Annotated in this window: 22 protein-coding genes and 1 tRNA gene; 9 read left to right on the top strand and 14 right to left on the bottom strand. The window is 70.7% G+C overall.

Annotated elements, in window-relative coordinates; translation table 11 throughout:
- Positions 1 to 24: 24 nt before the first annotated feature.
- The 3 genes from H516_RS0110490 to H516_RS0110480 form a co-directional block, all read right to left on the bottom strand.
- Positions 25 to 318 (bottom strand): DUF6412 domain-containing protein, encoded by a 294-nt coding sequence (locus H516_RS0110490; RefSeq protein ID WP_157432228.1) that lies wholly within the window; start codon positions 316 to 318, stop codon positions 25 to 27.
- Between the two features lie 25 nt (positions 319 to 343).
- Positions 344 to 922 (bottom strand): GNAT family N-acetyltransferase, encoded by a 579-nt coding sequence (locus H516_RS20955; RefSeq protein WP_342663206.1) that lies wholly within the window; start codon positions 920 to 922, stop codon positions 344 to 346.
- Between the two features lie 52 nt (positions 923 to 974).
- Positions 975 to 1,064 (bottom strand) — tRNA-Ser (locus H516_RS0110480).
- 126 nt (positions 1,065 to 1,190) lie between these two features.
- Between H516_RS0110480 and H516_RS19610 the strand changes: the two genes are divergently transcribed.
- A complete protein-coding gene (locus tag H516_RS19610; RefSeq protein ID WP_022889673.1) occupies positions 1,191 to 2,027 on the top strand; it encodes an SGNH/GDSL hydrolase family protein in 837 nt (278 codons plus the stop codon).
- A gap of 9 nt (positions 2,028 to 2,036) precedes the next feature.
- On the top strand, positions 2,037 to 3,401 hold the full coding sequence (radA, locus tag H516_RS0110470; RefSeq protein ID WP_022889672.1) for a DNA repair protein RadA: 1,365 nt from the start codon (positions 2,037 to 2,039) through the stop codon (positions 3,399 to 3,401).
- Between the two features lie 9 nt (positions 3,402 to 3,410).
- Here radA and H516_RS0110465 read toward each other — a convergent pair whose 3' ends face one another.
- The 6 genes from H516_RS0110465 to H516_RS0110440 all read right to left on the bottom strand — a co-directional run bounded on the left by H516_RS0110465 (position 3,411) and on the right by H516_RS0110440 (position 11,920).
- Positions 3,411 to 3,821, bottom strand: a complete 411-nt coding sequence (locus tag H516_RS0110465) for a hypothetical protein (protein WP_022889671.1) — start codon at positions 3,819 to 3,821, stop codon at positions 3,411 to 3,413.
- Between the two features lie 83 nt (positions 3,822 to 3,904).
- On the bottom strand, positions 3,905 to 4,534 hold the full coding sequence (locus tag H516_RS0110460; protein WP_022889670.1) for a hypothetical protein: 630 nt from the start codon (positions 4,532 to 4,534) through the stop codon (positions 3,905 to 3,907).
- 62 nt (positions 4,535 to 4,596) lie between these two features.
- On the bottom strand, positions 4,597 to 5,103 hold the full coding sequence (locus H516_RS0110455) for an amino-acid N-acetyltransferase (RefSeq protein ID WP_022889669.1): 507 nt from the start codon (positions 5,101 to 5,103) through the stop codon (positions 4,597 to 4,599).
- A 113-nt stretch (positions 5,104 to 5,216) separates the two neighbouring features.
- Positions 5,217 to 7,745, bottom strand: coding sequence for an ATP-dependent Clp protease ATP-binding subunit (locus tag H516_RS0110450; protein WP_022889668.1), 2,529 nt, complete (start codon positions 7,743 to 7,745; stop codon positions 5,217 to 5,219).
- A 173-nt stretch (positions 7,746 to 7,918) separates the two neighbouring features.
- Positions 7,919 to 11,293: a prealbumin-like fold domain-containing protein gene (locus H516_RS0110445; RefSeq protein ID WP_022889667.1), complete on the bottom strand. Its 3,375-nt coding sequence runs from the start codon at positions 11,291 to 11,293 to the stop codon at positions 7,919 to 7,921.
- 177 nt (positions 11,294 to 11,470) lie between these two features.
- The gene (locus H516_RS0110440; protein WP_022889666.1) at positions 11,471 to 11,920 is read right to left on the bottom strand and encodes a hypothetical protein; all 450 of its coding nucleotides are present in this window, start codon (positions 11,918 to 11,920) and stop codon (positions 11,471 to 11,473) included.
- Positions 11,921 to 12,008: 88 nt separating this feature from the next.
- Between H516_RS0110440 and H516_RS0110435 the strand changes: the two genes are divergently transcribed.
- Positions 12,009 to 13,082 (top strand): pirin family protein, encoded by a 1,074-nt coding sequence (locus H516_RS0110435; protein WP_022889665.1) that lies wholly within the window; start codon positions 12,009 to 12,011, stop codon positions 13,080 to 13,082.
- Positions 13,083 to 13,091: 9 nt separating this feature from the next.
- Entirely contained in the window at positions 13,092 to 14,207 is a 1,116-nt protein-coding gene (locus H516_RS19605) for a Kelch repeat-containing protein (protein ID WP_157432227.1), read from the top strand.
- Positions 14,208 to 14,271: 64 nt separating this feature from the next.
- Here H516_RS19605 and cls read toward each other — a convergent pair whose 3' ends face one another.
- From cls to H516_RS0110415, 3 genes are read right to left on the bottom strand one after another with little or no spacing between them, the layout of a single operon-like run.
- Positions 14,272 to 15,744, bottom strand: a complete 1,473-nt coding sequence (gene cls, locus H516_RS0110425; protein ID WP_022889663.1) for a cardiolipin synthase — start codon at positions 15,742 to 15,744, stop codon at positions 14,272 to 14,274.
- A 5-nt stretch (positions 15,745 to 15,749) separates the two neighbouring features.
- Positions 15,750 to 15,926 (bottom strand): hypothetical protein, encoded by a 177-nt coding sequence (locus tag H516_RS22395; RefSeq protein ID WP_022889662.1) that lies wholly within the window; start codon positions 15,924 to 15,926, stop codon positions 15,750 to 15,752.
- A gap of 55 nt (positions 15,927 to 15,981) precedes the next feature.
- On the bottom strand, positions 15,982 to 16,689 hold the full coding sequence (locus H516_RS0110415; RefSeq protein WP_022889661.1) for a DUF1684 domain-containing protein: 708 nt from the start codon (positions 16,687 to 16,689) through the stop codon (positions 15,982 to 15,984).
- A 92-nt stretch (positions 16,690 to 16,781) separates the two neighbouring features.
- Between H516_RS0110415 and H516_RS0110410 the strand changes: the two genes are divergently transcribed.
- Genes H516_RS0110410 through H516_RS19600 form a run of 5 tightly spaced genes read left to right on the top strand, consistent with a single transcriptional unit; the run spans position 16,782 to position 23,986 of the window.
- Positions 16,782 to 19,448, top strand: a complete 2,667-nt coding sequence (locus tag H516_RS0110410) for an ABC transporter substrate-binding protein (RefSeq protein ID WP_022889660.1) — start codon at positions 16,782 to 16,784, stop codon at positions 19,446 to 19,448.
- Positions 19,445 to 20,437: an ABC transporter permease gene (locus H516_RS0110405; RefSeq protein ID WP_245561795.1), complete on the top strand. Its 993-nt coding sequence runs from the start codon at positions 19,445 to 19,447 to the stop codon at positions 20,435 to 20,437. The genes H516_RS0110410 and H516_RS0110405 overlap by 4 nt, the downstream gene beginning before the upstream one ends.
- Positions 20,434 to 21,291, top strand: coding sequence for an ABC transporter permease (locus H516_RS0110400; protein ID WP_022889658.1), 858 nt, complete (start codon positions 20,434 to 20,436; stop codon positions 21,289 to 21,291). Before H516_RS0110405 ends, H516_RS0110400 begins: the two co-directional genes overlap by 4 nt.
- The gene (locus tag H516_RS0110395; protein WP_022889657.1) at positions 21,288 to 22,871 is read left to right on the top strand and encodes an ATP-binding cassette domain-containing protein; all 1,584 of its coding nucleotides are present in this window, start codon (positions 21,288 to 21,290) and stop codon (positions 22,869 to 22,871) included. Before H516_RS0110400 ends, H516_RS0110395 begins: the two co-directional genes overlap by 4 nt.
- Entirely contained in the window at positions 22,868 to 23,986 is a 1,119-nt protein-coding gene (locus H516_RS19600; protein ID WP_022889656.1) for a peptidase C39 family protein, read from the top strand. The genes H516_RS0110395 and H516_RS19600 overlap by 4 nt, the downstream gene beginning before the upstream one ends.
- 70 nt (positions 23,987 to 24,056) lie before the next feature.
- Here H516_RS19600 and H516_RS22150 read toward each other — a convergent pair whose 3' ends face one another.
- On the bottom strand, positions 24,057 to 24,206 hold the full coding sequence (locus H516_RS22150) for a hypothetical protein (RefSeq protein WP_022889655.1): 150 nt from the start codon (positions 24,204 to 24,206) through the stop codon (positions 24,057 to 24,059).
- Between the two features lie 25 nt (positions 24,207 to 24,231).
- On the bottom strand, positions 24,232 to 25,749 hold the full coding sequence (gene lysS, locus H516_RS0110380; protein WP_022889654.1) for a lysine--tRNA ligase: 1,518 nt from the start codon (positions 25,747 to 25,749) through the stop codon (positions 24,232 to 24,234).
- Between the last annotated feature and the right edge of the window lie 225 nt (positions 25,750 to 25,974).

Raw genomic sequence — 25,974 nt, 5'->3', positions numbered from 1 at the left:
GGGCTCGGCGGAGGCGAGAGGGCGCTACGCGGCCGCGAGGCCGCGACCCGGCGCCCTCGGCCGGGCACGCCCCGGCGCGTCGGGGTCGCTCTGGGAGAGCAGGAGCCCGGGGTCGGCGGTCTGCCGGAGCCGGCGCGCGGCGCCGCTCGCGTCGGCCGCGACGAGCGCCGGCATCGCGCGACATGCGACGACCACGAGCGCGACCGCCGCGACGCCGACGACACCCACGAGGAGCACGGCGAGCACGCCGTTCGACGCGAGCGAGAGCTCGAGCGAGGCCTGCACAGAACGGAGGAGCGCGCCGACGAACTCGATCACGATGCCTCCTCCCGACGCAGTCACGTTACCACCGGCGGCCTGAGACATGCCCGGCGCCCCGATTCATTCGTCGAGCAGGCGCTCGTACATCACGTGGTCCTGCCACTCCCCCCGCGATGCGGAGGTAGCGGCGGGCGAGCCCGAAGCGTTCGAAGCCGTTGCGCTCGAGCACCCGCTGCGAGCCCGTGTTGTGCACGAGCGCGCCGGCCTGCACCCGATGCAGGCCGGCTGCACGCGCGTGGTGCACGGCCATGCCGACCGCCTTCGTGGCGAGCCCGCGCCCGACGAACCGCTCGTCGACCCAGTAGCCGAGGTTGGCGTTCTCGAACACCCCGCGCACGAGATCCGAGAGGTTCACCCGGCCGACGATCTCCTCGCCCCGCACGAGCACGAACGGCACCGAGGTGCCGGCCCCCAGGCGCGCCATCGCCCCTGCGACGTCGCGGTGGTGCCAGGACGCGGTGAAGAACTCGGGTGTGCGCAGCGGCTCCCACGGGGCCAGGTGCTCCCGATTGCGCGTGTAGGCCGCGGCGAGTGCGGGTCCGTCGCCCGCGGCGACGAGCCGCATGACGACCCCGTCGTCGAGTTCCACCGCGTCGAACATTCGGCCTCCCGAGAAACAATGAACCCCGCGATCATACGATCGCGGGGTTCTGTGGCGGTACCGGTGGGATTTGAACCCACGGTGCGCTTTCACGCACACAACTTTTCGAGAGTTGCACCTTCGGCCGCTCGGACACGGTACCGGGATCAATAGTAGGCGACGAGGGCAAGACTGCCAAAACGAGCCGTGATCCCTTCGTCATCGAAAGCCCAGCCGGCCCCCAGCCGGCGCCCAGTCGACTCGAAGCGGGCACGGATAGCGTCTCGACATGACCACCGCCCTCGCCACCGCGCTCGCGCCGCCCCGGCCGCGCGGCTCGGCGCGCGCCCTCGCCGCGGGCACCTCGCTCGCGATGTCGACGGTGCTCGGCACCGCGGGCGTGCGCCCCTTCCGCGCGCAGGTGGAGCTCCGCCGCTCGGCACTCGACGACACCCTGCCGGTGCACTCGAAATGGTGGCGCGAACACGGTGCGGCCGAGGGCGAGCTGCTCTATGTCGCCCTCGGCGACTCGGCGGCCCAGGGCATCGGTGCGTCGCGACCCGACCGAAGCTACGTCGGCGTGCTCGCGGAGGCGATGCGGGCGGCGTCGGCGCGCAGCATCCGCACCGTGAACCTCAGTGTCTCGGGCGCGACCACCGCGCTCGCGGTGCGCGACCAGCTGCCGCGCCTGCGCAGCCTCTCGCCCGACGTCGTCACGGTCGCGATCGGCGCCAACGACATCGCCGGCTGGGATGCCGCGGCCTTCGACCGCCACCTGCGGACGATTCTCGACGAGCTTCCCGAGCACGCGATCGTCGGCGAGCTGCCCTGCTTTCACTTCCCGCGCAACGAGCGCAGGGTCGCCGAGGCGAATCGGATGCTCCGCGCCGCCGCCCGCTCGCGCGGACTCGCGGTCGCGCCGCTGCACGAGGCGACCCGCCGTCAGGGTCTGCCCGGCATCCTGACGCAGTTCGCGCGCGACATGTTCCACCCGAACGACCGCGGATACGCCGTGTGGGCCGAGGCGTTCCGGCCGCACGTGGGTGCGCGGCTTGACGCGCTCGCGACCGGCCGCCTCGCCCCGGTCGCCGTCGCCGCCTCCGTCGATGTCGGAGCCCGCGGGTAGTCTCGGGGCATGGCCCGACCCACCACCGCGTTCCGTTGCACCGAGTGCGGGTGGTCGACCGTCAAGTGGGTCGGTCGCTGCGTCGAGTGCCAGCAGTGGGGCACGGTCGTCGAGGCGGCCGAGAAGACCGGCATCGTGCGCGCCGTGCAGGCCGTCCAGCTCGGCGAAGCCCGCGCCGCCCGGCCGATCGTCGACGTCGAGACGAGCGATGCCGCCCACCGGCCGAGCGGCATCGGCGAGTTCGACCGGGTGCTCGGCGGCGGCATCGTCGCAGGTGCCGCGATCCTGCTGTCGGGCGAGCCCGGCGTCGGCAAGTCGACGCTGCTGCTCGAGGTCGCCGCCCGCGTCGCCGCGACCGGCCGCCGCGTGCTCTACGTCACCGCGGAGGAGTCTGTGGCCCAGGTTCGGCTGCGAGCCGGCCGCACGGGCGCCCTGCACGGCGAGCTCTACCTCGCCGCCGAGACCGACCTCGCGACCATCCTCGGGCAGGTCGACGTCACCCGCCCCGACCTCCTCATCGTCGACTCCGTGCAGACGGTGTCGTCCTCGCTCTCCGACGGGCTGCCGGGCCAGCCGAGCCAGGTGCGCGAGGTCGCGTCGACCCTCATCCGGGTCGCGAAAGAGCGGCAGCTGCCCGTGCTGCTCGTCGGGCACGTCACCAAAGACGGCTCCATCGCGGGCCCACGCCTGCTCGAGCACCTCGTCGACGTCGTCTGCCAGTTCGAGGGCGACCGGCAGACCGCGCTGCGCTTCGTGCGAGCGCTCAAGAACCGCTTCGGGCCCACCGACGAGGTCGGTTGCTTCGAGATGACGGGCGATGGCATCGCCGAGGTGCCCGACCCCTCGGGCCTCTTCCTCTCGAGCGGCCGCAGCCTCGTGAGCGGCACCTGCGTCACCGTCGCGCTCGAGGGCCGTCGTGCGCTCCCCGTCGAGGTGCAGGCGCTCGTCGTGTCGACGAAGGCGCCGCAACCGCGCCGGGTGGTCAACGGGGTCGACCCGGCCCGCGTCGCGATGATCATCGCCGTGCTCGAGCGCCGCGCCGGCCTCAAGGCGCTCGGCGAGCACGACGTCTACGTCTCGACCGTCGGCGGGGTGAAGCTGAGCGAACCCGGCGCAGACCTCGCCATCGCCGTCGCCATCGCCTCAGCCATGCGCGACGCCGCGGTGCCGCACGAACTCGCCGCCTTCGGCGAGATCAGCCTCGCTGGCGAGGTGCGCCCCGTCACCGCGGCCAAGCAGCGGGCGGCCGAAGCGCGCCGGTTGGGTTACACGACCATCCTCGACGTCGAGGCGGGCAGCGTGCGAGCGGCCGTCACCCGGGCGATGCTCGTCGCCGACGACGCTCGCGCGCGCGAGCTCGACGCGGCGTTCTGAGCGACCGAGTCAGGCGTCGAGCGCCCGCAACAGCTCGCCGGGCGGTGCCTGCATCGGGTGCGGTCCGGCGATGTCGAGGAACACCGTGGTGATCGTCGACTCGTGTCGCTTCAAGAATGCGCGCAACCACCCCGGGCTCTGCAGGCCCACGGCCGGCGGCAGGTTCGCCGGCTTGTTCGCGGCGTCGCTGAAGAGCAGCAGCGCGACCTCCCCCGTCTTCGGGTCGCGGAACGTCCAGACCTCGCCGCCGTCGAGCGGCTTGTCGCGCGGCCCCGGCTTGATGAGGGGCACGACCGTGTTGCCGTTGCGCAACGCGAGGGCGACGGCCGCCATGTCCTGGCGTTCGAGCGCCTCGGCGAGTGCCTGGGATCGGAACTCGAGCGGGTCGCCCGCGGGCTTCTTGCGTGCCTTGCCTGCCATGCCTCAAGGCTACCGAGCGTTCGCCGCTGCTCGGCACGCCCGCCCTGCCGCTCCTGGGGGATGCGCCCGACCGCGACGCCCGCTCAGTACAGCAGGAACTGCTTCTGCTCGGCCGACTCGAATCCGTCGACGGCGACCGCGAGGTGGTACGACGCACCGCCGCCGGGCACGGTCTCACGCGGACCGGTGCAGGTCTCGGGGTTCGAGCGGGTGCGGTCCCAGACGATGGGGGCGCTCGAGCTGATCGGCGTTCCGGGTGTGAGCGACACCTCGGCATCGACCGGGTCGGTCTGGCAATCGGTCGACGTCCAGTAGACCTCGTCGCCGCTCGTCACCGTGAAGACCTGCGCCTTCGTCCCGGCGTTCAGCACGCACACATTCTTGCCGGTGTTCGTGATCGTCACCGAGAGCTGCGGCTGCTCATCCGCCGCGTACGAGCTCTTGTCGGTGATCGCCTCGACGGTGATCTGCTCTGGCCCGCACGGGTCGCCGTCGACCGCGGTCGGCTCGGTCGGGATCGCCGTCTCGGGTGCCGCCGACTCGGAGGCCGGGGGTGCGCTCTGCGAGCCCTCGTCTCCGGAGCTCGCACCCGGCCGCACGATGATCAGCACGATCGCGACGACGACGGCGACGATTCCGAGCAGCACGAGGAGTCGGCGCCGACGATACACCTGCGGCGTCTGGCGCCCGGAGGGTTCGGAATTCGTCGACATGCTCACAGGGTACGGCCGCAGGGGCTCGCCCCGAGGCATCCGCGCGGCGCGCCGGAGTGAGCTCAGAGCCGCTTCAGCATGCGCGTGTTGCCGAGCGTGTTCTGCTTGACCCGCGCGAGGTCGAGGAACTCGGCCACGCCTTCGTCGTGCGAGCGCACGAGTTCGGCGTAGACCTCGGGCGCGACCGTCTCGGCGCCCATGTCCTCGAAGCCGTGGCGTCCGAAGAACGAGGTCTCGAACGTGAGGCAGAACAGCCGGCTCAACCCGAGCTCGCGCGCCTCCTGTTCGAGGCTGTCGAGCAGTGCGTGCCCGACGCCCTTGCCGAGCCAGGCGTCGTCGACGGCGAGGGTGCGCACCTCGCCGAGATCCTCCCACATGACGTGCAGCGCGCCGGCGCCGATCACACGCCCGTCGGAGGCCTCCGCGACGCGGAACTCCTGGATCGCCCCGTACAGGTCGACCCGCTCCTTGCCGAGCAGGATTCGTCGGCCGACGAGCGGCTCCACCACGTCGATGATCTTCGGCACATCGCTCGTGCGCGCCCGTCGCACGTGGAACTCGGTCGTCATCCGTTCATCGTATTCCCGCCACACACCTTCTTCGCCAGACGAACACGGGGCGGGCGGGGTGGCGCGACGAGGGGGCGGATGCCGCGGCATCCGCCCCCTCGTATCGTTCGCGTCTACTCGCCGGATGCCGCGGCGAGGTCGGGCGTCGCCGGCCCGGTGCCGATCGCGGCGTTCGTGTTCACGCCGACGCTCACCGGCAGCTCGCGCTGCGTGGTGGTGAAGACGAACTCGCCGTCGGTGAAGTCGACGTGCACGTGGTCGCCCGAGTTCAGCTCGCCGTGCAGGATCTTCTCGCTCAGGCGGTCTTCGATCTCGTGCTGCACCGCACGGCGCAGCGGCCGGGCGCCGAGCGCCGGGTCGAAGCCGACCTCGATGAGGCGCTCCTTCGCGGGCACGGTGAGCTCGACGGTCATGTCGCGGTCGAGCATGCGCTCGCTGAGCCGCTTCAGGAAGAGGTCGACGATCTGCAGCAGCTCGGGCTTCGAGAGCTGCGGGAACACGATGATCTCGTCGACGCGGTTCAGGAACTCGGGCTTGAAGTGCTTCTTGAGTTCTTCGTTGACCTTGCCGCGCATGAGGTCGTACCCGGTACGGGTGTCGCCCTCGAGCGCGAAGCCGACGGGGCCGCTCGAGATGTCTTTGGTGCCGAGGTTCGTCGTCATGATGATGACGGTGTTCTTGAAGTCGACCACGCGCCCCTGGCCATCGGTCAGGCGACCCTCCTCGAGGATCTGCAGGAGCGAGTTGAAGATGTCGGGGTGCGCCTTCTCGATCTCGTCGAAGAGCACCACGCTGAAGGGCTTGCGACGCACCTTCTCGGTGAGCTGGCCGCCCTCTTCGAAGCCGACGAACCCGGGCGGGGCGCCGAAGAGCCGCGAGACGGTGTGCTTCTCGCCGTACTCCGACATGTCGAGCGAGATCATCGCCGCCTCGTCGTCGAAGAGGAACTCGGCGAGCGCCTTGGCGAGCTCGGTCTTGCCGACGCCGGTGGGACCAGCGAAGATGAACGAGCCCGAGGGGCGCTTCGGGTCTTTCAGGCCGGCGCGGGTGCGGCGGATCGTCTTCGACAGGGCGGAGATCGCCTCCTCCTGGCCGATGACGCGTTCGTGCAGCGCCTTCTCCATGAAGACGAGCCGGCTCGACTCCTCTTCGGTGAGCTTGAAGACGGGGATGCCGGTGGCCTGCGCGAGCACCTCGGCGATCAGGCCCTCGTCGACGACCGCGGTGGTCTTGACGTCGCCCGACTTCCACTGCTTCTCGAGACGCAGCCGCTCGCCGAGGAGGTTCTTCTCCTCGTCGCGCAGCGACGCGGCCTTCTCGAAGTCCTGCTCCTCGATCGCGGTCTCCTTCGCGGCGCGCACGACGGCGATCTTCTCGTCGAACTCGCGCAGCTCGGGCGGCGACGAGAGGATCGAGAGGCGCAGGCGCGCGCCCGCCTCGTCGATCAGGTCGATGGCCTTGTCGGGCAGGAAGCGGTCGGAGATGTAGCGGTCGGCGAGGTTCGCCGCGGCGACGATGGCGCCGTCGGTGATCGACACCTTGTGGTGCGCCTCGTAGCGGTCGCGGAGGCCCTTGAGGATGTTGATCGCGTGGGGCAGCGAGGGCTCGGCGACCTGGATCGGCTGGAAGCGGCGCTCGAGCGCGGCGTCCTTCTCGAAGTGCTTGCGGTACTCGTCGAGCGTGGTCGCACCGATGGTCTGCAGCTCGCCGCGGGCGAGCAGGGGCTTCAGGATCGAGGCGGCGTCGATCGCGCCCTCGGCGGCACCCGCACCCACGAGGGTGTGGATCTCGTCGATGAAGACGATGATGTCGCCGCGCGTGCGGATCTCTTTGGTGACCTTCTTCAGGCGCTCCTCGAAGTCGCCGCGGTAGCGCGAGCCGGCGATGAGCGAGCCGAGGTCGAGCGAGTAGAGCTGCTTGTCTTTCAGCGTCTCGGGCACCTCGCCCTTGACGATGGCCTGCGCGAGGCCCTCGACGACGGCGGTCTTGCCGACGCCCGGCTCGCCGATCAGCACGGGGTTGTTCTTCGAGCGGCGCGAGAGGATCTGCATGACCCGCTCGATCTCTTTCTCGCGCCCGATGACCGGGTCGAGCTTCGACTCGCGGGCGGCCTGCGTGAGGTTGCGGCCGAACTGGTCGAGGATCTGCGATCCGCCCTGCGGGGTCTGCTGCTCGTTCGCGCCGACCTGCACCTGCTCTTTGCCCTGGTAGCCCGAGAGCAGCTGGATGACCTGCTGGCGCACCCGGTTGAGGTCGGCGCCGAGCTTGACGAGCACCTGGGCCGCGACGCCCTCGCCCTCGCGGATGAGGCCGAGCAGGATGTGCTCGGTGCCGATGTAGTTGTGGCCCAGCTGCAGCGCCTCGCGGAGCGAGAGCTCGAGCACCTTCTTGGCGCGCGGCGTGAAGGGGATGTGCCCCGTCGGCTGCTGCTGGCCCTGGCCGATGATGTCCTGGACCTGCTCGCGCACGGCATCGAGCGAGATTCCGAGTGACTCGAGCGCCTTGGCGGCGACGCCCTCACCCTCGTGGATGAGGCCGAGCAGGATGTGCTCGGTGCCGATGTAGTTGTGGTTGAGCATCTTGGCCTCTTCTTGGGCCAGGACGACGACACGACGGGCTCGGTCGGTGAATCTCTCGAACATGCTCTACTCCTCACGGCCCCACTGGGCGGGGGACGTCGATACATCGAGCGTAAACAAGCCGGATGCCCCGTGGGGCGCTGTTCGCCGTGGGCGCATCACGGTTCGGGGTGGGTGAAACGCCGACGGGCCGCCGGGACTCGCCCCGACGGCCCGTCGATCAGCGCTCGAGCGATCTACGCCTCGGCCGCCTGGCGCCGACGGCGGAGGAAGAGCAGCAGCCCGCCGGCCGCCAGCACCGTGAGGCCGATCCAGCCGGCGGTGAGGCTCGCACCGGTCGCGGGCAGCGAGGGCTGCTCGGGTACGACCGGGGCGCAGTCCTCGCTCGATGCGGAACCGCTCCAGAACTCGATGGTCGCGGAGTTGAGCAGCCCGCTGCCGTCCTCTCCCATGCCGACGGTGCAGTCGGCCTCATCGACGGTGATCTCCTCGTCGACCTCGGCGGTCACCGCGACGGCGTAGACGTGCTCACCGCCGGCCGGCAGCACCGCGGTCGTGACGGCGAGGTCGTCGACGCCGTTCCAGCCGGGATTGATGACGACGCCCTCGGGCCCGGCGATCTCGGCCGCGATCGGCGTGATGCCGTCGCCGAACTTCAGTTCGTCGGTGAGGTCGTACGACTCGTCGGTCGCCGACTGGCTCGTCACCGTGATCGTGTACGAGACATCCCACGTGCCGTCGCCGTTGTCGACGGCCGGACCGTCGACGGTCTTGTCGATGACGAGCGGGCCCCTGAGGACGTTCTCGATCTCGCACGCGATCAGATCGCCCGGCTGGACCGTGAAGTCGCTCGCATCGATCGGTGCCGGGCCGGCCTCGCCGGCTGGGTCGACCGTGCAGGCGAGGTCGCCCGCGATCCATTCCTCACCGGGGTCGGCTTCGCCGAGGGAGAATCGGCTGCCGAGCAGCACGCCCTCGAACACCGCTGTGCCCTGGCCGGCCTCGGTCGTGACGCTCTCGACGATCGGCGCGCCGGACGGCACGCCCTCGGCGTCGAGCGGGGTGAGCTCGAAGTCGAAGGTCCCGTCACCGCCGACGGTCGATTTCGCGATCTCGATCTCACCGGGCACCGCCTCGTTGGTCAGTGCACAGTCGATCTCGGTATCGATCTCGGCCACGAACGCGAACCCGGGCTCGTCGCCGTTGAGGTCGGTGAGTTCACCGCCGCCGCCCGTGCAGGTGATCTCGCCCAGGTTCCAGCCGTCCACCGCGGTCTCGGTCACGGTGTACTGCTCACCGGGCACGAGGTCGGTCCACGTCGCCGTGTCGGAGCCGTCGCCGGCACCGGTCACGGTCTGCGTGCCCGGCTGTACGCCCGGAACCGGCGAGATGGTCAGGTCGAACGCCCACTCGAAGCCGTCGGCGACGCCGACCACGTTCTTGGTGACCGTGACCGATCCCGGCAGCGCCTCGTTCGTGAACACGCAGGTGATCACAGCGCCCGGCGCGAGCACGATCGCGGTCGACGCGCCTTCGGGCGTGCCACAGCTGATCGACTCGAGCTCCCAGTGCTCCGGCACGGTCTCGGTCGCCGTGTAGTCGCCCGGGACGATGAGCCCCGAGCTCCACGGGTCGGCCTCGTCGTCCGTCGCGTCGTTGATGGTGAACTGCTCATCGGTGTCTTCACCGACCAGCGAGAAGTCGAAGTCCTGGTCCCACTCGTCGGGGATGGTCTCCTTGTCGACGCGGATCTCGCCGCGCTGCGTGTTCGTGTAGGTGCACTCGACGAACTCGCCCGGATCGACGTCGAGCACCGCCGTGAAGGCCGCGTCGTCGACGATCGTGCCCTGGTCGGGGTCGATGCAGACGAGATCGGTCGTGTCATAGCCCTCGAGCGGTGACTCAGCGAGGTCGTAGCTGCCGGGCTCGACCGAGAAGACCTCGCTGTCGCCCGCTCCGTCGCTCGCGTCGATCGTGAACGTCGACGGGTCCTCGAGCCAGCTGCCGGTGTACTCGAACACCGCGCCCTGCGGGCCGTCGACGACCTTGTGCACCTGGATCTCGCCGTTCTGCGTGTTCTCGAACACGCAGTGCACGCCCTCGCCGGCGACCGTCGTCACCGTCTCGCCGTCGGCCGTCTCCGTGCCCGCCGGGGTGCACGCGACCTCGGTGAGATTCCAGCCGTCGGGAACGGTCTCGGTCACCGGCACCTCGCTGCCCGGTACGAAGTACACGGGGTCGCTCGTCTGTCCGTCGGTCAGCTGCACCGCGGTGCCGCCGACGTCGAAGGTGAAGGTCTGGCCGGATGCATCGGGCAGCGTCTGCTTCTCAACCGTGACCCACGAGGTGGTGTTGACGATCGTGCACTCGGTCACGTCGCCCGTGACGACCGGGAACTCGGTCGTGGGCGAGGTGATCTCGAAGGTCTCTCCGCCGACCTCGCAGGTGATCGAGAGCTCCGCCCACGGCAGCCCGTCGGCGATCGTCTCGTCGAGCGTGTAGTCGTCACCGGCGAGCACGTCGGACCAGACATCGGTGTCGCCGATGCGGAGGGTGTCGTTGATCGCCGTCTCGCCGCCCTCGAAGATCGCGCCTCCCCCGGTGCGCACGACCTCGTAGTCGAAGTCGTCGGTGCTCGTGATCGCCGGCGGGTCGGAGAGCTTCGTGATGCTCAGCCCGCCGCAGTTGGTGATGACCAGCGGATCCTGCGGCTCGAAGAAGTCCTGGATCTGCGCGGTCGGCGCATTGCCCGTGCGCGAGAACGAGGTGCCGGTCGCGAAGCCTTCGCAGGAGTCGGGCTCGAAGAGGCCTGCCGCAGTGAGGTCGACGGCGAGCTCGCCGAAGGTCTCGTCGTCGCCGGGTAGCGGGGCGGGGCCCTCGGTGCGCTGACCGACCACGGCCGCGAAGTCGAGGGGGTCGCCGGTGTCGACCCACTCGCCCGGCCCGTCGGGGTCGGTGCAGTCACCGCTGTCGGGCGCCCACGTGAGCACCGCAGCGCTCGTCACGCTGCCGGCCGACGCGTAGTCGAACTCGATCGCGAAGTCGTCGCAGCGCCCCGCCTCCGGCCCCTGCAGGGTCGTGAAGGTACTCATGTCGCCGTTGCCCTCGAGGCGTGTCCAATACAGGTAGAACACGACGTGCTCGACGCCCAGGTCATCGGTGATGATCTCGAACGCCGCGCCGCCGCTGCACAGGTCGCCCTTGGCGTTGACGTTCGCCGGGGCCGGCTCCCAGGGGTTCGTCGCCTGCGTCTGGCTGCCGGGTGAGCCGGTCGCGTCGAGCACATCGCAGGAGGTCGCGAGCGAGCCGTTGTCCCAGCCCTGGTCGCCGTCGACGATGCCGGTGGAGTCGAAGCCCTGCGTCGTCGTGTACGGACCGGTCGGCGTGAAGGTGTGCGACCCGTCATCGGCGAGCGGCGACAGGAAGCTGTCCCAGTCGTAGGTGTCGGGCGGCGTGCCGCCCGTACGATCGCCGTCGATCTCGAATCCGGTCGCGAGCCCGCTCGGGAGCGTCACGGCGACCGCGGGCGAGGCGATGAGCAGAGGGGTCAGGAGTGCGCCGACCATCGTGGCGATGGCGACGGCGGCGGCAGGCAGTCTGCGTCGGGGCACGGGTCAGCGTCCTCACGTGTCGGGTTGCCGTCCCGGATGGACGGCGCACGTGCGGGCAACGCTAATCGAACAGGATTCCTCATGTACCCGTCGGCTGCCGAATGTCTTGGCCCCAGTTCAGGGGCCATTTTCGCAACGGGGGACACCCCGAACGGCCACCGGGGTACGAGCCGCCGACTACTTGACCGGAACGGCGACCTCGGTGTCCTGCACCTCGACGACGAGCTCCTCGGTGGTCGTGACGTTCATCGGCGTCCAGAAGACCGTCGTGTGCGGCACGAGGTCGGCCGTGCACATCTCGTCGGCGGGCCGCTCGACGAGGTCGATCGCGACCCGGTTGCCCTCGCCCGCGGGCTCGATGACACGGATGCTCTCACCGACGGCCGGGCATGTGGAACTGCCCCAGATGGTCACCGCGAGCTGGCCGCCCTGACCGACCCACGCGGCCTGCGGCTCGCCCGTGACGTCGCCGCCCGCTTCGCCGCCCTCTTCGCCGTGCTCGGAGACCGGCTCGCCCGGGAAGTTCTCGGCCGCTCGCGTGGGCGGAGCGCACGCGGCGAGGAGGAACACGGAAGCGAGGGCCGCGGCAGCGAGGCCGGCACGGCGAAGACGCACGGAGGTAGCCATGCCGCAATGATATCGGTTCGACACCCTGCGCACCGCCTCCGCACCGCTCCAACGGGCCGCCGTCCGATGCCCGGATTACGCTGGCGTCATGAGCAATCTCGAGAAGGACCCGCTCGAGCTGCTCTGCCCGCCCGAGGGGCGGCAGGGCCCGAGCGTGCAGGTGCTCGCGGCGCGCGACGTGCCGCTCGGCGGCCCGCGCGCGATGCGCGTGCGGCGCACGCTCCCGCAACGTGGGCGCACCACGATCGGCGCCTGGTGCTTCGCCGATCACTACGGCCCCGACGACGTCGCCGCGTCGGGCGGCATGGTCGTGCCGCCCCATCCTCACGCCGGGCTGCAGACCGTCAGCTGGCTCTTCGAGGGCGAGATCGAGCACCGTGACTCCACCGGCAGCCGCGAGCTCGTGCGGCCCGGTCAGGTGAACCTCATGACCGCCGGCCGGGGCATCTCGCATTCCGAGGTCTCGACCCCCGCCACGACCCGACTGCACGGCGTCCAGCTCTGGATCGCCCTCCCCGGCGCCTCCCGCGACGTCGCCCCGTTCTTCGAGCACGCCGAGATCGTCGCCGAAGAGGTCGACGACGCCGTCGTGCGCGTGTTCGCGGGCTCCCTGCCCGGTGTCGGCGACGAGGCATCCGTTCGCCCCATTCAGGACGGCGCCGTGACGCTCTTCAGCCCGCTCGTCGGCGCCCAGATCGACCTTGCCGCGGGCGGCGAGGCGTGGATCGAGCTCGACCCCGCCTTCGAGCACGGCGTGCTCGTCGATGCTGGGCCCGTCAGGGTCACGATCGCGGCGACCGACGACGAGGTCGCCGACCGGCCCGCCGACGCCGACGGACTCACCGTCGCAGGTCACTCTGCGACGCTCGAGCGGAGTGAGCTCGGCTACCTGCCGACCGGCCACGACGGCGTGCGCCTGACCGCGGGCGACGGCCCGGTGCGCGTGGTCCTCCTCGGTGGCGTGCCGTTCGGCGAAGAGCTCGTCATGTGGTGGAACTTCATCGGCGGAGACCACGACGAGATCGTCGAGTTCCGCCGGCAGTGGCAGTCCGAGGTCATCGGCCGCGACAACCCCGACGGCCGCTTCGGGCGCGTCGACTACGACGGCGACGCACTGCCCGCACCAGAACTGCCGACGGTTCGCCTGAAACCACGAACGTGATGAGGCATCGTGCAGCTCCGAATGGTCCTGGCCGCCGCCGCCGTCGCAGCCCTCGCCGGGTGCACGGCGGGCAGCACCACGACGACGCCTGAGCCCTCCCCCACGACCACGCGGGTGCCGTCGGCTGAGCTCGCCGCGCGCGCCGCACATTCCGCGACCTCGTTGCCCGACGGGCGGGTGCTCATCGCCGGAGGGTGCGTGACCGACGGGTGCAGCGAAGCCACCGCGCGAACCGCCCTCGTCTCGGCGGCGGGAACGAACGCCGTCGAGGGGCCGTCGATGGCCGCCCCCCGTACGAACCACACCGCCACTGCACTACCCGACGGCCGCATCGTGATCGTCGGCGGGTTCCTCGGAGAGAATGCCGGCGTCACCGGGTCGGCGGAGTCGATCGGACCGGATGCGGAGTCCTTCGCCCGCCTCCCCGACCTCCTCCAGCCCCGCGGCGGCCATGTCGCCGCGCTGCTCCCAGGCGGCCGGATCCTCATCGTCGGGGGCTGGATCGCCCCGCAGCGCTCCAGCGCATCCGCCGAGATCCTCGATCCGGGCACCGGCACGATCGGCCCTGCCGAGTCGCTGCCCTGGGCGGCCGACGCACTCGGCGCGGCCGTCCTCGCCGACGGCCGCGTGCTCGTGACGGGCGGACAGGTCGAACCCGGCGTCGCGAGCTCCGAGGCCGCGGTCTTCGATCCCTCGACCGGCAGATGGACACCGACGAGCCCCATGTCGGAGCCCCGCATGAAGCATGCCGTCGTCGCCCTCGCCGACGGCCGAGCACTCGTCATCGGCGGCACCCCCGACGATGCCGCTCTGCTCGCCTCGACCGAGTTGTACGACCCCGTCTCGGGCCGCTTCGAGCGCGGGCCCGAGCTGCAGGAGCCTCGCTACAAGCTGCCCGACGGGGCCCTGCTCCTGCCCGACGGGCGTGTGCTGGTCGCAGCCGGCGGTCGGACCGTCGAGGTCATCGACGTCTCCGCCGAGACGTCGGAAGTGATCGAGGAGACCGACCGTCGCGCGGCATTCGCCTCCGTGACCCTCCTCCGCTCGGGCGATGCGCTCGTGGTCGGCGGCTACGACGACCGCATCCGGCTCGTCGGGCGGGCGACGGTGGTCGGGCTCCCATAGCCGTACCGCCCGGGCACCGGATGCACCGCCCGCACCTCGCCCCGAGGCATCCGGCGCTCGATCGCTACTGCAGGGCCGAGGTGAGCCGCGCGAGGTTGTCGAGCACCGTCGCACCGAGCGGCTGCTTCAGCCACTCGTCGAGGGTGAGTTCGCGGCTGTCGCGCCGGTAGCCGTCCTCGACGGCGCGCATCTCGCGCACGAAGGAGCGCCCCCGCACGAGCAACGACACCTCCATGTTGAGCTCGAACGAGCGGATGTCCATGTTGCTCGACCCGATCACCGCGACGTCGTCGTCGATCGTGAAGTGCTTCGCGTGCAGGATGTACGGCGCCTTGTACATGTAGATCTTGACGCCGGCCCGCAGCAGCGCCTCGTAGTACGAGCGCTGCGCGTGGTAGACGAGCGCCTGGTCGCCGATCTCCGAGACGAAGAGCTCGACATGGATGCCCCGCTGGGTCGCCCCGCTGATCGCGTACAGCATCGCCTCGTCGGGCACGAAGTACGGGCTCGTGATGATGATCCGTTCCCGCGCCGCGTAGAGCAGCGCCAGGAAGAGCTTGAGGTTGTTCTCGCTGCGGAACCCCGGCCCGCTCGGCACCACCTGGCAGTCGAGATCCTGCGCCTCGCCCGGCTGGGTGAGCGACGCGGCGAGGTCGCGCGTGGGCTCCTCGCCCGTCTCGAGGTACCAGTCGGTGGCGAAGATCGCGTCGAGTCCGGCGACGATCGGGCCCTCGACGCGGGCGACGAGCTCCTTCCACTTCAGCCCGCGCCGCTGATTGCTGCGCTTGTTGTAGCTGCGGTCGATGACGTTCTGCGATCCCATGAAGCCGACCTCGCCGTCGACGACGAGGATCTTGCGGTGGTTGCGCAGGTCGGGCCGCTGGTACCTGCCCTTCAGCGGCTGCACGGGGAGCATGAGCTGCCAGCGCACCTGCATCTCATCGAGGCGCCGCAGAGTCTTCCGATACCCGGCGGCTCGGCGCGAGGCGATGTGGTCGAGCAGCACACGCACCTCGACACCGCGCGCCACCGCATCGCCCAACGCCTCGAAGAACGGCTCGGTCGTGGCGTCGAGCGCGAAGATGTAGAACTCGACGTGCACATAGCGCTTCGCATCGCGGATCGCGTCGGTCATCGCCGCGAGCGAGCCCTCGTAGTCGCCGATCAGGCTCGCACTGTTCTGGCCGATGAGCGGCATCGACCCGAGGTTGCGGTTCAGGCGCACCACGCCCTCGAACCAGCTCGGCCACGCGCTCGAGTCGCTCACGCGCTCGACACCGTGCGTGGACTCGCGGATGTAGCGGTCGACCTCCGCCTGCTTACGGCGGCGGTGCTTCGGCAGCTTCGGATTGCCGATGAGCAGGAAGAACAGCACCCCGAGGAACGGGATGAAGAAGATCGCGAGGAGCCAGGCCATACCGGCCGTCGGACGGCGGTTGCGCGGCACCACGATCACCGCGATGACACGGACGATGAGGTCGAGGACGAGGAGGAGCGCTGCGACGACGAGCGCCGTCTGCGAGAGCCCGGCCTCCATGCGGACTAGGCTGCAGGCCGGTCGCGACCGAGTTTCGCCCGCTCTTCGGCCTCGATACGCGAATACGCCTTGCGCTCGGTGCGGTCGGCGCGGATGATCGAGCGCATCACGAACCAGAAGATGAGTCCGATGAGCACGGTCGGCGCAAGCGACCAGATCGCGTTCGCCCAGTAGTCGTCCATAGTGCACTCAGGATATACGGCTTCCCTGCGAGTTCCACCGGCGTGCGGGCCGTGGTCACCGCACGAGGCGCTCGCCCGCCCGGATCGGCACCGACCACCGGTTGCCCGGCACCGGCATCGCGCAGACGTAGTGGTCCGAGAACGCGCACGGAGGCAGGTAGGCGCGGTTGAAGTCCACGACGGCCTCGCCGTCGGCCGGTACCGGGAATCGGATGAACCGGAAGGCGTGGCTCTCGCGCCCGGCCGTCCCATCGGCGAAGGCCGCGAAATACCAGCCGTCGTCCTCCTGCACGGTCAACGAGAAGGGCTCGCCCTCCCACTCGAGCTCGACGATCGCGTCGAACGTCAGCGTGGCGGCGTGGTCGTCGACCGATCGCGTCTCCGCCGTGGCCGCCTCACCTCGCACCCGGCCGTGGAGCCGGGCGGTCTCTGAGAACTCGAATCGCTCGATCGACGAGATGCCCCGGGCCGCGGGCGCCGCGGGATCGAGCACCCGCAGCGCGATCGAGCCGTCGCGCTCGAATCCGCGCAGCAGCAGGCCCGCCGCCTCGAGCTGCTGACCCGGTGCGAGCCGCACGTCCTCGCCGTGCACCTCGCCGCGCACTTCGCCGTCGCTCGCACGCCAGCGGCCGGGCAGCCCCTCGAGCTCGGTGGCGTCGGCCGTGAGCCAGTGCGTCGCAGCGAGCGTCGCGAGCCCCCACTCGCCCCATACGCGCGTCTCCCGCTCGTCCATCCAGTGTTCGTGCGCCGCTCGCAGTTCCATACGGTTCCCGTCGTCCTCCGGCTTCGACGTCACCTGACGTCCGTGTACATATTGTTACACCATCGAAACCTTCGGATATATAGCCTGTGCCTATGGAGCTGGAGAACGCAGGACTCATCGAGATCGATGCCCTCACCCGTGTGCTCGATGTCCACTCGCTCAGGATCCTGGTCGCGATCGACCGGACCGGGTCCATCAGCGCGGCCGCGCGCTCGCTCGGCTTCAGCCAGCCCACCATCACCCAGCACGTGCAGCGCCTCGAGTCGCGCCTCGGCACCCCGCTCGTCGCCCGCACCGCGCGCTCGGCCAGCCTCACCGCGATCGGGCAGTTGCTCGCCGCCCATGCGCCCCGCATCGACGCGAGCCTGACGGCCGCCGCGACCGAACTCGCCAGGGCCCTCGGACATCGTGTCGGCACCGTTCGCATCGCCGCCCCCGCCGGAGCCGTCGTCGGCACGATCGCCCCGGCACTCGCCCGCATCGCGGCCGACATCCCCGGTATCGAGGTGCGCTTCGTCGAGGCCGAGACCGACGAGGCACTCGAGCTCGTGCGCTCCGGCCGCGTCGACGTCGCCGTGACCACCGGCGCCGCCGGCGCTCCCGGCGAGCGCGGGCAGCGTCTGCGTCGCGAGGGCCTCCGATCGACGTTCCTCTACGGCGAGGAGCTCATCGCTGTGCTCCCGTTCGACGAGATGCCCGAGCCCGGGGTGCGCGTCGAGGCATCCGCGCTGGCCCACCTGCCCTGGATCTTCGGCGACGGCACCCGATCGGCGGTCGTCGCCGGCGCCGTCGGCCGTACGAGCGGCCCGGCCGACCTCGCGGTCAGCCGCCCCGACGCGGCGCTCGCGCTCGTCGCGGGAGGGGTCGGCGTCGCCTTCCTGCCCGAGAGCGCTTTCGCGACGGCCCCTCCGGCCGGAGTGCGAGTGCTCGGGCTCAGCCCGGCGCTGAGCCTTCGCACCGTCGCCGTCACGCTCGCCGAGGCGAGCGAGATCCCCGCCGTCGCGGCGAGCCTGCGCATGCTCGCCGCGCGCCGTCCGAGCGGCTACGAGGTGGAGGCGCTCGCCGACGCCCGTCGTCGCTCGAACGGTCACCGCGCGCGCTTCGCGCGTCCGATCGCCCTCGCAACACTCCCCCAATTGCAAGAGGAGGACCCCCTCATGTCCGCAACATCCCGTTCCCGCGTCGCGCGCGCAAGCGCAGCAGCCGCCGGTGTGCTGCTGCTGGCCGCCTGCACGAGCGGCACACCCCAGTCGGGTGCCGGCACCGACACCGGCGAGGAGATCGAGCACATCAGCGTCGCGCTGCCGGGCTCCCTCTCCAACCTGTACGTCGGCCAGGAGTCCGGCATCCTGAACTACTACATCGCGTCGATCGCACAGGAGGGCCTCGTCTCGGTCGACGCCCAGGGTCGGGTGCAGCCCGGCCTCGCCGAGTCATGGGAGCAGACCGACGACGTCACCTTCGTCTACGAGCTCCGCGACGACGCCGAGTTCCAGGACGGCACGCCCGTCACCGCCGACGACGTGGTGTTCAGCCTCGAGCAGGCGCGCGACGAGACCGCCTCCCCGGGCCTCGCGTACTACCTGGCGGGCGTCGACACGATCGAGAAGACCGACGAGAACGAGGTGACGATCACCCTCACCGCACCCGACGCCGCCTTCGCCGCCAACATGAGCTCGGGCGGTGCCGCCTTCATCACCTCGCGGGCCTTCTGGGAGGAGCACGGTGGCAAGGTCGGCACAGCCGATTCGATGCTGCTCGGCACCGGGCCGTACCAGGTGACCGAGTTCGTGCCCGATTCGCACGTGCAGTTCGAGCGGGTCGACACCTGGTGGGGCGAGCTGCCCAAGGTGAAGTCGATCACCGTCGAGTTCATCCCCGACGAGTCGACCCGCCTGCTCGCCGCGCAGTCGGGCGACGTCGACGTCGCCTTCAACGTGCCGCTCGCCCAGTCCACGCAGTGGGAGCAGCTCCAGACCATGCGCGTCGAGTACGTCAACGACCTCTCGTACGTCGGGCTCTACTTCAACACCTCGCTCGCGCCGTTCAACGACCCCAAGGTGCGCGAGGCCTTCGCGCACGCCGTCGACCGCGACGCCGTCGTCGAGAAGCTCCTGCGCGGCCACGGCGAGGCCGCGACCGCCATCATGACGCCCGAGTCGCTCGGCAAGGCGTACGACGCCGACGAGGCCCGCGACGTGCTCGCCGGCATCCCCCAGTACGACTTCGACCTGAACGCGGCGAAGGAGGCGCTCGCCGCCTCCGCGCACGCCGACGGCTTCGAGGCCGAACTCCTCACGCCCTCGACCGGCCCGCAGCTCGGCACCGCCGCGCAGTCGCTCGCCGAGAACCTCTCGTCGATCGGCATCACGCTGAACGTGCGAGAGGTTCCCATCGAGGAGTGGCTCGCGAGCCTCGACGCCTCGTCGAGCTACGGCGTCGGGATGATGTGGTACTTCTCGACGCTCGGCGACCCCGCCGAGGTGCCGAGCTACCTGCTCGGCGCCGGCAACCCCTCGGCGTACTCGAATCCCGAGATCGACGAACTGCTCGCGCAGGCCGGAACCGAGTCCGACCCGGCAGCACGCGTCGAGCTGCTCGTGCAGGCCGAGACGCTACAGGCCGAGGACGTCGTGAACGTGCCGCTCTGGTGGGGCCAGTCGGCCACCGCCTTCGGCAACGATCTCGGCTTCGACGACTACAGCTCGTTCGCCTTCATCTCGTCGTGGCCGACCCAGATCTACCGGACCGCGCCGTGACCGAGTCCATTCCCGCTGCACGCGCGCCGCGACTCCGGCCGATCGGCCGGATGCTCGCGGTGCGCGTGCTGGGCACCGCGGCGATCCTGTTCGTGCTGTCGATCATCGTCTTCTCGATGCTGCACCTCGCCCCCGGAGATCTCGTCAAGACGCTGCTCGGCACACGCCCCGCCTCGCCCGAGGCCGTCGCCGCCATCCGCGAGCAGTACCACCTCGACGACCCGCTGCCGGTGCAGTACCTGCGCTGGCTCGGGGGCGTGCTGAGTGGCGACTTCGGCGAGTCGATCCGCCTGCAGACCTCCGTCTCCGACGCGATCGCCGCGCGGCTCGGGCTGACGCTCGCCCTGTGCGGACTCGCCTTCGCGATCGCCCTCGCCGTCGGCATCCCGCTCGGCGTGCAGAGCGCCGTTCGCGCCGGTGGCGTGCTCGACCGCGCCGGCACGACCCTCGGGGTCATCGGGCTCAGCGCACCCACCTTCGCGGTCGGGCTGCTGCTGCTCTACGTCTTCGCCTACTACCTGCCGATCTTCCCGGTGTACGGAGGTGGACGCGGCCCGCTCGACACGCTCTACCATCTCGTGCTGCCGGCGGTCACGCTCGCGGCGGGTCTCGGCGCCATCGTGCTGAAGCTCACCCGCACGGCGATGCTGCGCGAGCTCGACGCCGACTACGTCACCTCGGCGCGCGCCCGCGGCATCCCCGAGTCGCGCACCCGCCGGCTCGCCCTCCGCAACGCCGCCATCCCGATCGTCACCGGCGCGAGCCTGCTGCTCACCTTCCTCGTCGGCGGCACCGTGCTCGCCGAGACGACCTACGCGCTCCCCGGCCTCGGCACCCTGCTGCAGGACTCGGTGCTCTTCAAGGATCTCGCCGTCGTGCAGGCGCTCACGCTGCTCGTCGCCCTCGTCATCGCCATGATCGCGCTGCTCGCCGACCTCGCCTACCTGATGCTCGATCCGCGCGTCCGCGATCAGGGAGGTGCCGCATGACCGCCGCGCTCGGCCCCGTCGGCGTCGGCTTCCGCTCGCGTCGGCGCATCCCGGCGACCATCGTCGCCTGCCTCGTGGTGCTCGCCGTGGCGCTGCTCGCCGTGCTCCTCGGCCCGCTGCTCTTCCCCGACGCGACGAAGCAGGACATCCTCTCGAGCCTCATGCCCGCGGGCTCCCCCGGGCACCCGCTCGGAACCGACGAGCTCGGCCGGGACATCCTCGCGCTCACCGTCGCGGGCGCCGCGTCGGCGCTCGTGGGCCCCGTCTGCGTCGCGGTGGGCTCGATGCTCCTCGGCATCCTGCTCGGCACCCTCGCGGGGTACGAGCGCGGCCCGCTCGACTTCGCGATCAGCCGGTGGACCGACCTGCTGCTCGCGCTCCCCGTACTGCTCGCCGCCATCGTCGTCTCGGGCGTCTTCGGCGGCGGCTACTGGACCACGGTCGCGCTGCTCATCCTGCTCTTCTCGCCGTCCGACATCCGCATCGTGCGCGCCGGCGTGCTCGAGCAGGCGGCGCGCCCGTACATCGAGGCCGCGCAGATGCTCTCGCTCTCGCGCTGGCGGGTGATGTTCCGGCACATCCTGCCGAACGTCTCCTCGCTCGTCATCACGAATGCGATGCTCAATGTCGCGTTCGCGCTCGTCGCGTTCTCGTCGCTGTCGTTCCTCGGCGTCGGCGTGCCGCCGGGCACGGCAGACTGGGGCCGCCAGCTCACCGACAACCGGGCGATCATGTTCGACAACCCGGCTGCGGTGATCGTGCCGGCGGTGCTCATCATCGCCGTGGCCTGCTGCGTCAACCTGGTCGGCGACTGGCTCGGCCAGCGCCTGACCCGCTCAGGAGGTGTCGCATGACCGGAATCGAGGTGGCGATCGACGGCATCGACGGCCCCGCCGGGCCGATGGTCGCGGCGGTCGCCTTCGGCATCGAGCCGGGCGCCTCGCTCGCGCTCATCGGCGAGTCGGGCTCGGGCAAGACGCTCACCGCGAAGAGTCTCGTCGGCCTGCTTCCGGGCGGCTTCGGCGCGAGGGGCGTGCTGCGCGTCGACGGCCGGGCGCACCCCCTCGACGCGACGGATGCCGCGTGGCGCCGCGTGCGCGGCCGCGAGGTGTCGCTCCTGCTGCAGGACCCGTTCACGAGCCTCTCGCCGGTGCACCGGTGCGGGCCCCAGATCGCCTGGACGCTGGAGGCGAAGGCGGGCCGGCGGCTTCCGAAGCGGGAGCTCGACCTCGCCGTGGCGAAGCGCCTCGCCGAGGTCAACCTGCCGGCGCGCGTCGCCCGGGCGTACCCTCACGAGCTGTCGGGCGGTATGCGTCAGCGAGTCGCGATCGCCGCTGCACTCGCGAGCGACCCGCGCCTACTCATCGCCGACGAACCGACGACCGCGCTCGATGCGTCGAACCAGGCCGAGATCCTCGACCTGCTTCGCCAGTTGCAGCTCGAGCGCGGCATGGCGATGCTGCTGATCTCGCACGACCTCGGGCTCGTCCGCGGTCGCACGGACGACGTGCTCGTCATGCGGCACGGCGAGGTCGTCGAACGCGGCGCCACGGCGACGGTGCTCTCGTCGCCGGAGCACGCGTACACCCGCGCACTCATCGCCGCCGATCCAGTGCTCGCCCTCGACGCCGAGCGGCCCGACGACGCGCTCGGGAACGATGCGGACCTCGGGGTCGCCGGCCGCGCACCCCTCATCTCGGCCACGGGTGTCGTGAAGCGCTTCGGCCTGCGCACGGTGCTCGACGGGGTGGACCTCTCGATCGCCCCCGGGCAGGTCGTCGGCGTCGTCGGCGAATCGGGATCGGGCAAGTCGACGCTGGCCCGCTGCATCGCCGGCCTCGAACGCGAGGACGGCGGGTCGATCGTCTTCGACGGTCGGCCGCTCGCGCCGGGCCGTCGCTCGCGCACGCCCGAGCAGATGCAGATCGTGTTCCAGGATCCGTACTCGTCGCTCAACCCGATGATGACGATCGGGGCGATCCTGCGGGAGGCACTCGGGGTCGGCGGTCGCCGGCCCGATGAGGTCCCAGCGATGCTCGAGCTCGTCGGCCTGCCCGCAGACGCAGCGGCCAAGCGACCGGCTCAGCTGTCGGGCGGCCAGCGCCAGCGCGTGGCGATCGCCCGCGCGCTCGCCCCGCGACCGCGCCTGCTGATCTGCGATGAGTCGGTCTCGGCCCTCGACGTGCAGGTGCAGGCGCAGATCCTCGACCTGCTCGGGAGACTGCGTGACGAGCTCGACATCGCGATCCTGTTCATCTCGCACGACCTCGCCGTCGTGCGCCGCATCGCCGACACGGTGACGGTCGTCTGGCAGGGCCACGTCGTCGAACACGGCTCATGCGCACAGGTGCTCGACCAACCGTCCGAGGACTACACGAAACTCTTGGTCGCGGCGGCACGCCGCGACACCACAGGAAGGACCACCGTCGCATGACGACCATCACCGACACCCTGCTCGACGACGAGCTGCGAGCGGCGCTCGGCGAGACCCGCGCGCAACGATGGGCCGCGCCGCGAACGCCGTACTCGCCGCGCGTCGACGTCGCCCACCGCGACGACCGGCCCGCGGCGGCGGCGCTCACCTCCCGACGGAGTGCGACCGCCGCGGTCAAGATCGTCGATGTCTGGTGGCGCACGGAGGCGGATGCCGTGGCGGCCGCGACCCTCGTCGACGAGATCGTCGCTCGCGCGGTGGCGGCGGGTGACGCCGCCGTGAAGTGGGAGGTGCCGTTCGGCCGGGAGCTGCCGGCGTTCGCCGTCGAACAGGGCTTCGTGCCCCTTGCCGCGCCGCACCCCTCGGCACCCGGCACGCTCGGATCGCGCGGGTACGTGCGCTGGTTGCGCGACGTGCCCCATGACGAAGCGCCCTACTATGCGCAGACCACGCTCTACACCTGCGGCGCGGTGAGCGGGCTGCTCGCGACCGAGGCGATCGGCGCGGTCGGCTTCGGCGATGCGTCGGATGTCGCGTCAGGCGAGTCATCCGACGCCTCGGCCGACAGCCTCCCCACGCCGTCGCTCGCCGACCGCGACCTCGAGCTCGCGTTCTGGCGGCGGGCGAGCAACTACCCGGCCATCGAACCCGTCGGCCTCGGTGTGGTCATGCGCGAGACGGTGCCCGGCGAGGTCAGCGTCGAGGTGTTCCTCGACCACGACGGGCCCGTGCTGATCGAGGCGTACACCGGGTTCGAACGCGACTTCCGGGCGGAGCTGCAGGCGGAGTCGCTGCGCCAGGCCGAGGCGGCCGGGCTGCCGGTGCGCCGCAGCCGGATCACGATCGACGAGATCGCGCGGCGCATCGCCGGCGGCGAGCTCGCCCTGCTGCTCGTCGACGAGGCGCCGATGCACGGCGAGACGGGCCCGCACTGGGTGCTCGCTCATGCGGCGGGTGAGGGCGTCATCGTGATCGAAGACCCGTGGATCAGCTCGGACGAGGGCGAGACCTGGGTCGACTCGCACGAGCTGCCGGTCGCCCATGCCGACCTCGACCGAATGGTGGCGTGGGGCGAAGCCGGCTACCGCGGCGTCGTCTTCGTCGGGCGCCGCTGACCGCCGGCCGTGCGGCGGCGCCGGGCTCCGTGCCCGGCGCCGGTGCACGACGGGTGCGTACGGCGACCGGTCACCCCTGCGAGAGCAGACCCCACACGCCCGAACCGACGAGGTAGAGCCCGATCGCCCCGACCACGATCCAGATCGCGAGCCGCGTGTTCGACGGCCGCTTCGGGTCCTGCTCGGGTTCGAGCTGGTCCTTCGGAAGGTAATCGTTCATCGCCGTGACATCCGTCTCTTGGTCGCTACTTGACGAGCGGGAAGAGGATCGTCTCACGGATACCGAGACCCGTGATCGCCATGAGCAGGCGGTCGATGCCCATGCCCATGCCGCCCGACGGCGGCATGCCGAACTCGAGCGCCCGCAGGAACTCCTCGTCGAGGCGCATCGCCTCGGGGTCGCCGCCCGCGGCGAGCTTCGCCTGCTCGACGAAGCGGTCGCGCTGGATCACGGGGTCGACGAGCTCGGAGTAGCCGGTGGCGAGTTCGAACCCTCGGATGTAGAGGTCCCACTTCTCGACGACGCCGGCGATCTCGCGGTGACCGCGTACGAGGGGCGAGGTGTCTTCGGGGAAGTCCATGACGAAGGTCGGCCGCACGAGCCCGCCCTTGATGTGGTGCTCCCAGAGCTCTTCGACGAACTTGCCGGGGATCGGGTGGTCGATCTCGATGCCGGCCTCGTCGGCGAGCTCCTTCAGGCGCGACATCGGGGTCTCGGGGGTGATCTCCTCGCCGACCGCCTGCGAGAGCGAGCCGTACATCGAGATGCGGTCCCACTCGCCGCCGAGGTCGTACTCGGTGCCGTCGGCCCAGGTGACGACGTGCGAACCCGACACCGACTTCGCGGCATCCTGGATGAGCTGCTGCGTCAGGTCGGCGATCGTGTTGTAGTCGCCGTACGCCTCGTAGGCCTCGAGCATCGCGAACTCGGGCGAGTGCGTCGAGTCGGCGCCTTCGTTGCGGAAGTTGCGGTTGATCTCGTACACCCGCTCGATGCCGCCGACGACGGCGCGCTTGAGGTAGAGCTCGGGGGCGATGCGCAGGTACAGCTCGGTGTCGAAGGCGTTCGAGTGCGTGACGAACGGGCGGGCCGAGGCGCCGCCGTGCATGACCTGGAGCATCGGGGTCTCGACCTCGACGAAGCCGAGGCCTGTGAAGGTCGCCCGCAGGCTCGCGTTGACCTTCGCGCGGTCGATCACGTTGCGCCGTGCCTGCTCGCGGGCGATGAGGTCGAGATAGCGCGAGCGCACCCGATTCTCTTCACTCAGCTCGTTGTGCAGGTTCGGCAGCGGCAGGATCGCCTTCGAGGCGATGCGCCACTCGCGCACCATGATCGAGAGCTCTCCGCGGCGGCTCGTGATCACCTCGCCGGCGACGAAGACGTGATCGCCGAGATCGACGAGCTCCTTCCACGCCGCGAGCGACTCCTCGCCGACCTCGGCGAGCGAGACCATCGCCTGGATGCGTTTGCCGTCGCCCGACTGCAGGGTCGCGAAGCAGAGCTTGCCGGTGTTGCGGGAGAACACGACGCGGCCGGCGAGACCGACGGACTCGCCCGAGGCTTCGTCGACGCCCAGGCCGACGAAGCGGTCGCGCACCTCGGGGATCGTCGCCGTGATCGGCAGACGCACCGGGTAGGCACCGAGACCGAGGTCGGATGCCTCGTCGATGAGCCGCGCGCGCTTGGCGAGCCGCACGGCCTTCTGCTCACTGATCTCTTCGGCAGTGGGTTCGGCGGTCTGGTTCGGCGTCTCGTCGGCCATCGTTCTCTCTCGTCGGCGCCCGTGCGGGCGGAATCGTGCGTGGTCAAGCCTACTTGCGCGGCCGCCGCGCCAGTATTTCGGAGATCACCACGAATTCGGACGGCATGGGCCCGAGGCATCCGAAATCGTGGTGATCGCCGAAAGCGTGGCGGTGAGTCGCGGGGCCCGGGGTCGGGGGGATCGGGCTCGGGCTCGGGGCTCGGGGGGGGGCGCGGGCTCGGGGGC

Origin of the sequence: Agromyces italicus DSM 16388 (genome assembly GCF_000421545.1) — a bacterium.
Lineage (GTDB): Bacteria > Actinomycetota > Actinomycetes > Actinomycetales > Microbacteriaceae > Agromyces > Agromyces italicus.
Note: the sequence above shows the minus strand (reverse complement) of the source record. Positions and strands in the feature narration are given on the sequence as shown.

Bases quoted from the DNA above. Each gene is read 5' to 3' on its own strand.
- H516_RS22150 (WP_022889655.1), bottom strand. From the start codon at position 24,206: ATGAACGATTACCTTCCGAAGGACCAGCTCGAACCCGAGCAGGACCCG.
- H516_RS19610 (WP_022889673.1), top strand. From the start codon at position 1,191: ATGACCACCGCCCTCGCCACCGCGCTCGCGCCGCCCCGGCCGCGCGGC.
- H516_RS0110440 (WP_022889666.1), bottom strand. From the start codon at position 11,920: ATGGCTACCTCCGTGCGTCTTCGCCGTGCCGGCCTCGCTGCCGCGGCC.
- H516_RS0110435 (WP_022889665.1), top strand. From the start codon at position 12,009: ATGAGCAATCTCGAGAAGGACCCGCTCGAGCTGCTCTGCCCGCCCGAG.
- H516_RS0110455 (WP_022889669.1), bottom strand. From the start codon at position 5,103: ATGACGACCGAGTTCCACGTGCGACGGGCGCGCACGAGCGATGTGCCG.
- H516_RS0110450 (WP_022889668.1), bottom strand. From the start codon at position 7,745: ATGTTCGAGAGATTCACCGACCGAGCCCGTCGTGTCGTCGTCCTGGCC.
- H516_RS19600 (WP_022889656.1), top strand. From the start codon at position 22,868: ATGACGACCATCACCGACACCCTGCTCGACGACGAGCTGCGAGCGGCG.
- lysS (WP_022889654.1), bottom strand. From the start codon at position 25,749: ATGGCCGACGAGACGCCGAACCAGACCGCCGAACCCACTGCCGAAGAG.
- cls (WP_022889663.1), bottom strand. From the start codon at position 15,744: ATGGAGGCCGGGCTCTCGCAGACGGCGCTCGTCGTCGCAGCGCTCCTC.
- radA (WP_022889672.1), top strand. From the start codon at position 2,037: ATGGCCCGACCCACCACCGCGTTCCGTTGCACCGAGTGCGGGTGGTCG.
- H516_RS0110410 (WP_022889660.1), top strand. From the start codon at position 16,782: ATGGAGCTGGAGAACGCAGGACTCATCGAGATCGATGCCCTCACCCGT.
- H516_RS22395 (WP_022889662.1), bottom strand. From the start codon at position 15,926: ATGGACGACTACTGGGCGAACGCGATCTGGTCGCTTGCGCCGACCGTG.
- H516_RS0110465 (WP_022889671.1), bottom strand. From the start codon at position 3,821: ATGGCAGGCAAGGCACGCAAGAAGCCCGCGGGCGACCCGCTCGAGTTC.
- H516_RS0110395 (WP_022889657.1), top strand. From the start codon at position 21,288: ATGACCGGAATCGAGGTGGCGATCGACGGCATCGACGGCCCCGCCGGG.
- H516_RS0110460 (WP_022889670.1), bottom strand. From the start codon at position 4,534: ATGTCGACGAATTCCGAACCCTCCGGGCGCCAGACGCCGCAGGTGTAT.
- H516_RS0110400 (WP_022889658.1), top strand. From the start codon at position 20,434: ATGACCGCCGCGCTCGGCCCCGTCGGCGTCGGCTTCCGCTCGCGTCGG.
- H516_RS20955 (WP_342663206.1), bottom strand. From the start codon at position 922: ATGTTCGACGCGGTGGAACTCGACGACGGGGTCGTCATGCGGCTCGTC.
- H516_RS0110415 (WP_022889661.1), bottom strand. From the start codon at position 16,689: ATGGAACTGCGAGCGGCGCACGAACACTGGATGGACGAGCGGGAGACG.